The organism is Rhodocyclaceae bacterium (assembly GCA_020248265.1).
GTDB lineage: Bacteria > Pseudomonadota > Gammaproteobacteria > Burkholderiales > CAIKXV01 > CAIKXV01.
In genome coordinates this window covers 51,763-61,890 of record JADCHX010000004.1, presented here as the reverse complement: position 1 = coordinate 61,890, position 10,128 = coordinate 51,763, and the positions used below count along the sequence as shown (strand labels likewise).

Annotated in this window: 11 protein-coding genes; all 11 read right to left on the bottom strand. The window is 67.3% G+C overall.

What is annotated here, in order from left to right:
- Positions 1 to 337: 337 nt before the first annotated feature.
- Entirely contained in the window at positions 338 to 739 is a 402-nt protein-coding gene (locus tag ING98_04035; GenBank protein ID MCA3101019.1) for a GFA family protein, read from the bottom strand.
- Between the two features lie 49 nt (positions 740 to 788).
- Positions 789 to 2,201, bottom strand: coding sequence for an FAD-dependent oxidoreductase (locus tag ING98_04030; GenBank protein MCA3101018.1), 1,413 nt, complete (start codon positions 2,199 to 2,201; stop codon positions 789 to 791).
- A 10-nt stretch (positions 2,202 to 2,211) separates the two neighbouring features.
- Positions 2,212 to 2,415 carry a hypothetical protein gene (locus ING98_04025; protein MCA3101017.1) on the bottom strand — a complete coding sequence of 68 codons (204 nt, stop codon included), beginning with the start codon at positions 2,413 to 2,415 and terminating at the stop codon, positions 2,212 to 2,214.
- A gap of 44 nt (positions 2,416 to 2,459) precedes the next feature.
- Positions 2,460 to 3,422 carry a tripartite tricarboxylate transporter substrate binding protein gene (locus tag ING98_04020; GenBank protein MCA3101016.1) on the bottom strand — a complete coding sequence of 321 codons (963 nt, stop codon included), beginning with the start codon at positions 3,420 to 3,422 and terminating at the stop codon, positions 2,460 to 2,462.
- A gap of 13 nt (positions 3,423 to 3,435) precedes the next feature.
- Positions 3,436 to 4,488: an SDR family oxidoreductase gene (locus tag ING98_04015; GenBank protein MCA3101015.1), complete on the bottom strand. Its 1,053-nt coding sequence runs from the start codon at positions 4,486 to 4,488 to the stop codon at positions 3,436 to 3,438.
- The gene (locus ING98_04010; GenBank protein ID MCA3101014.1) at positions 4,485 to 5,009 is read right to left on the bottom strand and encodes a hypothetical protein; all 525 of its coding nucleotides are present in this window, start codon (positions 5,007 to 5,009) and stop codon (positions 4,485 to 4,487) included. Before ING98_04010 ends, ING98_04015 begins: the two co-directional genes overlap by 4 nt.
- A complete protein-coding gene (locus tag ING98_04005) occupies positions 5,006 to 6,493 on the bottom strand; it encodes an FAD-dependent oxidoreductase (GenBank protein ID MCA3101013.1) in 1,488 nt (495 codons plus the stop codon). Before ING98_04005 ends, ING98_04010 begins: the two co-directional genes overlap by 4 nt.
- Positions 6,493 to 7,221, bottom strand: a complete 729-nt coding sequence (locus ING98_04000) for an aspartate/glutamate racemase family protein (protein MCA3101012.1) — start codon at positions 7,219 to 7,221, stop codon at positions 6,493 to 6,495. The genes ING98_04005 and ING98_04000 overlap by 1 nt, the downstream gene beginning before the upstream one ends.
- A 64-nt stretch (positions 7,222 to 7,285) precedes the next feature.
- A complete protein-coding gene (locus tag ING98_03995; GenBank protein ID MCA3101011.1) occupies positions 7,286 to 8,293 on the bottom strand; it encodes an NADPH:quinone oxidoreductase family protein in 1,008 nt (335 codons plus the stop codon).
- Between the two features lie 10 nt (positions 8,294 to 8,303).
- Complete coding sequence (locus ING98_03990) at positions 8,304 to 9,434, bottom strand: CoA transferase (GenBank protein ID MCA3101010.1); 1,131 nt, start codon at positions 9,432 to 9,434, stop codon at positions 8,304 to 8,306.
- Between the two features lie 19 nt (positions 9,435 to 9,453).
- On the bottom strand, positions 9,454 to 10,122 hold the full coding sequence (locus tag ING98_03985) for a 3-hydroxyacyl-CoA dehydrogenase (protein ID MCA3101009.1): 669 nt from the start codon (positions 10,120 to 10,122) through the stop codon (positions 9,454 to 9,456).
- Positions 10,123 to 10,128: the final 6 nt, after the last annotated feature.

Genomic DNA, 10,128 nt, shown 5'->3' with positions numbered 1-10,128 from the left:
GCCCGCCGAGGAGCAGACTGCCGTTGGCAACGAACAGGTAGCAGCCATTGCCCGCCTTCGGGTCGAGCCCCGGCGCGAGCCCCTCGCTGCTGCAGCGCGGGCCGAAGCAGGACGCGCCCCAGTGCTATACGCCGGTGCCGCGCGAAGCGACCGGGCGCAGGGCGTCGAGGACTTCGCTGCCGTTACGGGTGTGGATCATCGATGGGCATGAATCGAAGGTGGCTTTAGTGCAGCGTGCTCGAATGCCGAGAGCAATCCCGTTTCGTATTCTGCAAAATTCAAGACCTGACCCCCACCCCCATGGGCTGCGGGCTTGCCGTTTGGCGAGGCCGGGTCGTCACTGTCGGTCGAGGCCAGGCAATCCCTCGAGCGGCCCAGCCCAGGACAGTGCCGAGCGGCACCAGATCTGTCTCTTCGGCGGCAGGTCGTTTGCGTGATCGAGGCAGCACACGCGCAGCGTGATCGAGGTCGGGCTTTCCGGCGCGCTGGCGTAGACCGGGCTTCCGCACTCGGCGCAGAACGCATGCATCCGGCGCGCACCGCTGTCGCCCGTCTTGAGGTATGTCTTCGGGCTGCCGCTCAGCAGCTTGAAATCCTCGATCGGTACCGGCAGGCGCACGCGGTACGGTGCGCCCGACAACCTTCGGCAATCGGTGCAGTGGCAGATTCCGACCTGCTCCGGATCAACCGTCGCCTCATAGGTGATCTGCCCGCATTGACACCGTCCGCTCACCTTCAACGCGGGCTGCTCCGCTGGTGCAGGCAGGCCTGGGCCAGCCAGCGCGCGATCATCGGATCGTTCGCGCGATGTCTTCGGCTGCACGAATGCCGAAGGTGGCCGCCTTGATCAGTCCACCGACATAACCGGCACCGCTGCCGCCTTCCAGCCCACCGGTCGTCGCGCCGACGGCGTACAGGCCGCTGATCGACTCGCCGCCGCCGCGAACCACGCGGGCATCGGCGCTGATGCAGATGCCGCCCATCGTGTAGGTGATGCCTGCACACAGGGGCACGGCATAGAACGGGCCTTCCCGCAGGGGCCGGGCGGAGATCCGGGTGGACGTCCTGCGCGGGCTGAGCTGCTCGCCGCTGCCTTGTGCGATGGCGTCGTTGTACCGCTCTGCAGTCAGCATCAACCGCTCGGCGGGAACGTGCATCTGCGCGGCCAGGTCGGTCAGGGTGGCTGCCTGCAGCACCGTACCCCCGCCCCTGACCAGATGCGGATTGGCTGGAATCCGGGCGTCCTTGCCCGGGCCGTTCCAGATCGCCTCGTCGAAAACGGCCCAGGTCGAGAGCGGGTCGGCGAGCCGGGCGATCATGTTGGCCACGTAGACGCCACCCATGCCTTCATCCACGAAACGCTCACCGTCCGCGTTGACGACGATACCGGCGGTGCCGAGTTCGTCAAGCTGCGGATAAGGCCAGACCTTGTCGTTGGTGAACGAGTCGCGCGACAGCATGTGGCCATAGAAGGCGTTCAGCGGACTGACTTCGGCGCCGAGCGCGCGGGCCATGCGCATGCCATCGCCGACACCGGTTGCAGCGCCACGCTGCTTGAGCCTGGCCGGTGCAGGGGTGATGTGTTCGCCGATCATCTGCAGGTTCGCCTGGAAGCCGCCATCGGCGAGTACGACCGCACGCGCGGGAAACTGCAGGGCCTTGCCGTCCCGCGACTGCGCTTCGACCCCGATGCACCTGCCGCCGCTTTCCATCAGGCTGCAGGCGGCGGTGCCGCGCAGTATCGAGCCCCCCGCCTTGGTCAACTGCGCTTCGAGCACCCGGAGCGTTACATCCGGTCCGCGCCCCTTCCAATCCAGGCCGGGGGTGATCGGTCGCGGTGGCGCAAGGACATGCTGCTGCCACACGATCTGTCCGACCTTGATGAACCGTGTGCCCGCTTCGGCGAGCCAGCCTACGGCACGGCGGGCATCGAGCGCAAGCGTGCGGGCGAGCGCTGGATCCGCCTCGCCCAGGGTGGCTTCGAGGATGACCTGTTCAAGCTGTTCCGCCGGCTCGAGCACGTTGTGCTGGGCGATATGCAGTATGCCCCCCGAGAAACGCGAGTTGCAGAGGTACAGCTCTTCCTCGCCGCGTTCCAGCACGGTCACGCGCAGGCCGAGCTGGGCCGCGCGCACGGCCGTACTCAACCCGCCCAGGCCGCCACCGACGACGACTACATCACGGATATCTTCGTTGTTCATCTGCTCTGCCTCACTTGGGAATCAGCATGTCGGCCATCACGCGCACCAGCTCGACGTAACTGCGCATCAGCAGGTAAAGGAATCCGCCGGCAACCGCTCCTGCCACAACCACGACCCAGTGCGTACCGAGCACGAACGCGGCAATCGCGCCCAGGAGCGGCAGAAGCCCGGAGACGACGGCCAGGGCCTCACCATGCCGCACGATCAGGTTCAAGGTTGGATACTGATCCATCGGAGATTCTTCCCTTCAGTGTCTCGTCAATCGATCTTGATGCTGGCCGCCTTGACGACCGGCGCCCATTTGGCAAGCTCATCGCGGATCAGGCTCCCGAACCGCTCCGGCGTTCCGCCAGTAGGCTCGAATCCGAATTCGAGCATCCTTGCCTGCATGCTCGGTGCCGCGATCATCCGGTTGAATTCGGTATTCAGCCGGTTGATGATTTCACGCGGGGTCGCCGCCGGAGCCAGCACGCCGTTCCAGGAAGTGACCTCGTAATCTGCAATACCGGACTCGGCCAGCGTCGGCAACTCGGGCATGGCCTTGGCGCGCGCCGCGCTGGTCACTGCGATCGCGCGCAGCTTGCCCGACCTGACCTGTTGCACGATGGTCGCCGGCTCACCGAAGATCATGCTGATCTCGCCCGAGATCAGCGCGATCGAGGCCGGGCCACCCCCTTTGTAGGGAACATGCAGGATCTTCGTGCCAGCGCGCATGTTGAACAGCTCACCGGTCAGGTGGTTGATGGCGCCGTTGCCGCTGGAACCGAAGGTCAGCTCACCGGGGCGCGCGCGGGCAAGCGTGATCAGTTCCTTCACCGTCTTGGCCGGGACGGCCGGATTGACCACCAGTACCTGGGGCACCATCGACAACCAGATCACCGGCGCAAAATCGCTGTCGCGGAACGGCATCTTCGAATAGATGTGTGGATTGATCGAGTGCGTGCCGGAGTAGGCGAAGGCAATGGTGTAGCCGTCGGGGGTCGAGCGTGCGGCGACCTCCGCGCCGATGTTGCCCGCCGCGCCACCGCGGTTGTCGATGATCACCGGCTGTCCCATCAGCTCGGCCAGGCGCCCGCTCAGCATGCGCGACAGCACATCGGCACCGCCACCTGGTGGCCACGGCACGATCCAGCGAATGGGCTTGTCCGGATAGGTCTGTGCATGGGCAGTCGCGGCAACCGACAGCGATGCGATGATCAATGCGCGGCAGATGCTCTTCATTCGAAGTCTCCTCCTACGGAATGATCCGCTGCGCACGCATCCGGTCGAACAGCGCGACGAGCTGCCGGGCACTGTCGAGTTGCTCCGTGAAGCCGTGCTGGCGGGCTTTTTTCATGTCTGAAACGATGTCCCACTCCGGCCAGAACACATAATCGCCGTACTCCCACAACACCGCATCGCCAAGGCTCGAGGGCTCGAGGGCATGGCGAGTGACGATGGCGTCCCATTGCGCAGCCCGAGGCGCCATCATGTCGCGCAGCCGGGCGGGACGGACCGGCCCGGGCTGCATGTCGAAGCAGGCGGCAAACACCGGCCACAGGTCGCACCAGCGCGGGCAGTCGCCATTCACGACATTGAACGCCTGGTTCGCGCAGGCTGGCGTGATCGCCATCCATTCGATCATCCGGGACAGCATCGAAAGATCGGTGAACTGCGTACGCGCGCGGTAACTGGCCTCGGTGCCGGGAAAGTACAGGGGCTCCCCGGCTTCGCGCAGGACGGATGCGTAGACCGCGATCAGCAGCGGAAGGTTTCGGGGTGTCCCGGGTGAGTCGTCGCAGAAGATGTGCGGGCGCGAGGTACTCCACGTCCAGGGACGCACCTTGCTGCGCTCGCGCAGGTAGTCCTCTTGCGGGAAGTAGAAGTTGACCCTCGAGGCCCGGGCGCTGTCTTCGCTGGCCGGCACCGGAATCGGCCCGAGGTTGTGGCCGTAATACTTGGTTCCGTGCACGGCGTGCACATGGACGAGGCGGGGCGAGGCGTCATCGATTGCATCGACCACGTTGCGCAGCATGGTCGCGTTGGTTTCGACCGACTCATGGACGCCTTCGGGATGGTCGAAACGTGCCGTATAGAACACATGCGTGACCTCATCGAGGCCCGCCAAGGCCTGCCGGCAGCTTGCGGCATCGACCAGGTCCACCGACAGCAGGGGTATCGGGCTCGGCCGGGCTGCGTTGCGGCAAAGTCCGATGAGGTCCCACGAACCGGTACCCTGCAGGTGGTGCGCCAGACGCTGCCCGATCAGGCCGGTCGCGCCGACGATCACTGCCACGCCGTGCTTCATGCCGGCTTCCCCGCAAGGCGCGCACTGACCGGACGGTAAACCGCCACCTCGGCGCGGTGCGGCAGGTGCTCGGCCGCGTCGGGCACCACCTGCACGAAGCGGCAGGGTGTCGATCGATCGAGCCCCACCGAGCGCAGGCAGTGGCCGCGGTACGAGGTCGCGCTGGCATCACCGGCGGGCACCGCATTCAGGTCTTCGAGCAGCAGCACCTGCCCTGCCTCGACTTCAGGCGCGCAATCGAGTCCTTCGAACAGATTGCGCCGGTAGTGTTCGCGGGCGATCAGCGGCAACCAGGGCCCCATGCCGCGCACGCTCTGGTAGTAGGTGCCGTTGAATACGTCTGGCGACGTGATCGTGTAGAGCCCCAGCGAAGGCGGATGGCCCGCGCTGCTGGTAGTAAACCGCTGGGCGGAAAGGACGCCGGGCACAGTGGCCATGATCGCCAGGTGGTCGAGATACCACGCATCCCACTCGGCCTGGCGGCTGGCGTCGACCAGCCCGCTCTGACTCATGAAGATCATCGTGACTGCTCCGCTCTCTGTCCCGCATTGCGCCCTGCAATACGTCCGGAAATGAAGGCCCAGCCCAGGTGGTGTCCATGCCCCTCGAGCAGCAGTCCGCCCTGTCCGGTAGAGCCGGCCGCGTACAGGCCGGGGATCGGCTGCCCCGAGGCCCCGACCACCTCCAACTGCTCGGAGACCTGCAGGCCACCGTCGGTGAACACCACGTAACCCTTCACCGGACCGAGGGCATGGAACGGCGGCTGCACCAGGGCCGGGCGGCTGCCGCGCTCGCCCCCGTTGTATTGCGCGAGCGTCTCGACGAGGCCATCGCCGTCGATCCCCATCGAGCGGGCGAGTTGCTCGACCGTATCTGCACGATGGAAGATATCCGCGCGATTGCGCCGGTAGTCGTCGAGGTAGGCGTAGGCAACCCCGGGCGCCGTCGACACGAAGAAGGGCCAGGCGGTGAAGCGCTGCGCGAGCGCCTGGTCGAAGACGATCCACGCCTTGCGCTCGCCCTGGTGGACGATGTCCTGGGCGGGCTTGCCGAGTTCATCGGTGAAGCGGCGGCCGGCATCGTTGACGAGGATCGCTCCTTCCGTGAACAGATCAGTCGACGGACCGAGCGCGGTGGTGAGGAAGCTCATCAGGAAGGGGCGCAGGATCCATTGCGGCAGCACGTCCATCGACCACGCGATGAGCCGGGCGATCGGCCGGGCCGGCGGCAGGCGCTGGATCAGGTTCGGCCGCGTCGGCGGTATGAAGCGCATGATCGGGCCGCGAACGATGTCGCCATTGATCACCCGCGCGCCCACGGCCATGGCCATCCGGTGACCATCACCGGTGCTCGTTGCATTCACGGCATCGACGTCGGCGACTGCCTCCGAGGCGAAGCGCGCCTTGAGGTCGGTTGCGCCGCTGTAGTCGCCGCTCGCCAGCACCACGCCGCCCCGGGCCAGGAACCGATGCAGGGTGCCGTCGGCGGCGCGCGCCTCCACGCCGAGGACTGCACCATCATCGGTGATCAGACGCTCGGTCTTCATCGAGCAGCGAATATCGACGCCGAGGCGCTTGCAGTGGCGTGAGAGGTGATACGCAAAGGACTTCGAGTTCGGCACCACGTTGTGCATGCGGGCGACGCGGTGCGGCGGCTCCGGCATGGGGCCGACGAAGACCACGCCGAGCGAAATGAGCCACTCGAGCATCTCGGTCGTGTTGTCTGCCAAGAGGCGCCGCAGGGCGAGGTTGTCGCGCGGCGCGAGCGCCCCGGCATGGAGGCCGAGGTCCTCGAAGTGGGCCTGCGCAGAATCCTCGATGCCGGCACGCCGCTGCAGCGCCGTGGAGGTAGCCGTGACGGAACCCACGGACCATGATGTCGAGCCCCCGGGCGCGGCATTCTTTTCCAGCAGGATGACCCTGCGGCCGGCAGCTGCGGCCTCGGCCGCTGCCGCAAGGCCGGCGCCGCCACCGCCGATCACCAGGACATCGGTGTGCGCATCCATCACGCGGCCGGCGTCGAGGCAGCGCGTTCGGCACTCATGTTCATCAGGCGACCGAATCCGGCGCGTGGCTCCACGCCCAGCAGGCCGAGTGCCGCCCACAGCGTCGCCTGCGTCGTCGTGATCACAGGCTTGCCCGTGGTGGCCTCGATGCGCTCGATGACATCGAGCGTCATCCAGTTGGTGCACGCGAGCACGATCGCATCGGCGTCGGGCCGGGCGATCCTGCAGCCCAGTTCGTAGGCCGTCTCCGACGACAGCCGGCCGATCTGCAGGTTGTCTACGTAGCCGAGCGAAGCGGTTTGCAGGACCTCGAAACCGCTCGCCTGCAGGAAATTGCATGCCACGCCGTTCATCGTGTCGTCGTAGGCCGCACCCATCACCACACGCCGGACGTCCATGCGGTGCAAGGCCTTGACCAGCGCCGTGGTGGTCGTGGTCGCAGGCTTGCCGGTGGCCGCCTCGATCGTGCCGATCAACTGCTGGTCGTAGCCCAGGCCGTTGAGCAGGCTGGGCAGGGTCGCCCCGAGCACGATCAGGTCGACATCGGCCGAGGCCAGCAGCTTCGCCTGCCCCTCCATGTCGGCGACGATCCGGCGCACCGATTCCGGCGTGACCTGGGTGAGGAACAGTCGTCCCACGTGCAGCGTCACCGCGTCGGGAAGCGTGCGATGGAACTCGGTCTCTACCGAGGTGTTCGAAGAGGGAACAAGAAGCCCGAGTCGTGCCATCTGGAAGTACTCCTTCGAATTGGGATGGGCCCGCTTCACCTGTGCCGGGGAGCGGGCCGGTGACTCAATCTGCCGCCGGCCCGCACAGGTCGAGCACGACCTTTCCGAGGACGCTGCGGTCCTGTACCGTGCGCAGTGCGGCGCGATAATCCTGCAGCGGGAAACTGGCCATGATCGACGGGCTCAGGCTGCCACGCTCGAACAATCGATACAGTTCGTCCTGCACCTGATCCACCCTGTCCGGCGCCCGGTCTCGGTAGTCGCTGACCTGCAGCCCGATCAGCGAGATGTTCTTGACCAGCAGCAGTCCCGCCTTCACCTCGGGGATCCGGCCCTCTGCGAAGCCGACGATCACCAGCCTGCCGCACCAGGCCAGCGTGCGCAGGCTCGCATCGAACACATCGCCGCCTACCGGGTCGATGACCACGTCGACCCCGCGCTTGCCGACGGCGGCGTACACCTGCTCGCGCAGCGCGTCCCGCAGCGAGGGTCGGTCGGTACGCACGACGTGATGCGCGCCCTGCGCGGCGACGAACCTGGCCTTGGCCTCGGATCCGACTGCGGCAACCACGGTCGCACCGAGCACACGTGCCACCTGCACCGCTGCGAGCCCCACGCCGCCGGCTGCGCCGGTCACCATCACGATCTCGCCCGGCTGCGTCCGCGCGCGCTCGACCAGCGCGAAGTGGGCAGTCAGGTAGGTCAGGCCCATCGCGGCGCCTTGCCGGTAGCTCATGCTGGCAGGCAGCGGGTGGCACTGGCGTTCGGGTACCAGCACGCGCTGGGCGAACGCTCCATGCTCCACATGCGCCATGATGCGGTCACCGGATCGCAGTCGACGTACGCCAGGCCCGGTGGCCACTACCCGCCCCGCGAGGTCCTTGCCTGGCACGAACGGGCACTGCGGCAGGTTCTGATAGGTTCCCCCGATCACCATAAGGTCGGGGAAGTTGATGCTTGCGGCATGCACCTCTACAAGCACTTCGCCCGGGCCAGGCGCAGGTGGCTGCGCCCGGTCGCGCAACTGCAGGGTGTCGACGGGCCCGTGGCTCTCGACGACCAGGGCTAGCATCGCGACGCCCTCATGGGGAACCATGCCCGGGGGCAAGCAGGTAATTGCCTTCACCCAGGGCCGGGTAACCGGCGTCGAGCACCGGGGCACGGAACGCCTCGTCGACGGGTACCGGCAGGGCGGCAATGGCACGCCCATCGCCTTGCAGTGAACGCGAGAAGATGCCGCGCGCGGCGAAGTGCGAAGAAGCGAGGGCCTCGGCCAGCGTCGCCACCACCGAGCAGCACACTTCGCGCCCCTCGAACCGCGCACGCCAGCCGTCGGCCGTGTCGAGCGCGATCAGCGCGGCCACGCAGGCGCGCGTCGCCGCCGGATCGCGTGCGTCATCGCGGGCCTCGGTCGGAACGCCGACGACCTCGCAGAACGTCGCCCAGAACTTGTCTTCCAGGGGCGCGGCCCCGATGAATCGATCGTCGCGTGTGCGGTAGATGTTGTAGCGGGGGCTGCCGCCAGTCACGAGCTCGCCGCCCGGCTGCGGCCACTGGCCGGCGGCATGCGCATTGCCCAGCGCCCAGTACATGAACGTGAAGACATTGTCGGCCATGGCGATGTCCAGCCGGCTTCCCTTGCCGGTGCGGTCACGTTCCCGCAGCGCGAGGAGGATGTTGAGCACGGCGGGATAAGTCCCTCCCGCGATGTCCGCGATCAGCGCTGGAGGGAGGATCGGCGCACCGTCGGCACCGGCCGACAGTCCGAGCATGCCTGCCTCGGCGATGAAGTTCAGGTCGTGCGCTGCCACATCCACCCGCGGTCCGTGCTGGCCGTAGCCGGTGATCGCGCAGTAGATCAGGCGCGGATTGACGGCGCTCAGGGCGCTGTAGCCCAGGCCCAGGCGATCCATCACGCCGGGACGGAACTGCTCGAGCACGACATCGGCCGAGGCGATCAGCGGTGCCAGCCGATCGACCGCACCGGCGGCCTTGAGATCGATGGCGACGCTGCGCTTGCCGCGGTTGAGCAGCGCGAAGTTGACGCTGTCATCGCCGAAGCGCGGCACATACGAGCGCATCTCGTCGCCGCGGCCCGGACGCTCGATCTTGATCACCTCGGCGCCAGCCTCGGCGAGGATGAGGCTGGCGAGTGGTCCCGGAAGCAGCGTGCTGAAGTCGAGCACGCGCAGGCCTTTCAGTGGCTGGCTCATCGGAGGGGTCTCGAGTGCGTCATGCGGGCCCGTCCTGCGTCGAGCCGGCACGGCGGCGGTGGGCGACCGTCGCACGGCGCGCCGGCGCGTAGCCGGTGTCGCCCGTCTGCTCGAACAGGGCCTGCGAGACCTGCCAGTGCGCAGCCAGCCCGCTGTCTTCCAGCAACTTGATCGGACCCTGCGGATAGCCCAGCCCGAGCCGCAGCGTGGTGTCGAGGTCGTCGGCCGTGGCCAGGCCTTCATCGAGCCGGCGCAGCGCAGCGTTGTAATAGGGACGTACGAGGCGGTCGACGATACGACCGACGAAATCGCCGCACACGGCGACTTCGAGCCCGGCCGATTCGAGCACGCTGCGTGCAGCCTCGATGACTGCGTCAGGCGTGGCCGGCTGGCGCACCAGTTCGACCAGGTTGCTCGGCGGCAGGTCGCCAAGCCGGAAGCGGGAGAAGCCCACGACGCAGGATCCCTCCTGCCCACGCGACTCGCCGGTGTACTCGCCCAGGCATTCGGTGCAGAGTTCGACCAGCACCGCGACGCGGTCGCTGGCTGGGGCAAGGGCCATGGCCGCCGCGCCCGCGCCAGGCCCGAGAATGACAACCACCTCGCCTTGTGCAGCGCCGCCGGTCAGCAGTGGGTGGTCGGCCGCGAACGCGGGGCTGGGTCCGGTGGACAGGATGGTGTAGGGCATATCGGT

Excerpts from the sequence above, each read along its gene's own strand:
- ING98_03995 (MCA3101011.1), bottom strand. The coding sequence starts at position 8,293 with ATGCTAGCCCTGGTCGTCGAGAGCCACGGGCCCGTCGACACCCTGCAG.
- ING98_04010 (MCA3101014.1), bottom strand. The coding sequence starts at position 5,009 with ATGATCTTCATGAGTCAGAGCGGGCTGGTCGACGCCAGCCGCCAGGCC.
- ING98_04000 (MCA3101012.1), bottom strand. The coding sequence starts at position 7,221 with ATGGCACGACTCGGGCTTCTTGTTCCCTCTTCGAACACCTCGGTAGAG.
- ING98_04005 (MCA3101013.1), bottom strand. The coding sequence starts at position 6,493 with ATGGATGCGCACACCGATGTCCTGGTGATCGGCGGTGGCGGCGCCGGC.
- ING98_03985 (MCA3101009.1), bottom strand. The coding sequence starts at position 10,122 with ATGCCCTACACCATCCTGTCCACCGGACCCAGCCCCGCGTTCGCGGCC.
- ING98_04015 (MCA3101015.1), bottom strand. The coding sequence starts at position 4,488 with ATGAAGCACGGCGTGGCAGTGATCGTCGGCGCGACCGGCCTGATCGGG.
- ING98_04030 (MCA3101018.1), bottom strand. The coding sequence starts at position 2,201 with ATGAACAACGAAGATATCCGTGATGTAGTCGTCGTCGGTGGCGGCCTG.
- ING98_04020 (MCA3101016.1), bottom strand. The coding sequence starts at position 3,422 with ATGAAGAGCATCTGCCGCGCATTGATCATCGCATCGCTGTCGGTTGCC.
- ING98_03990 (MCA3101010.1), bottom strand. The coding sequence starts at position 9,434 with ATGAGCCAGCCACTGAAAGGCCTGCGCGTGCTCGACTTCAGCACGCTG.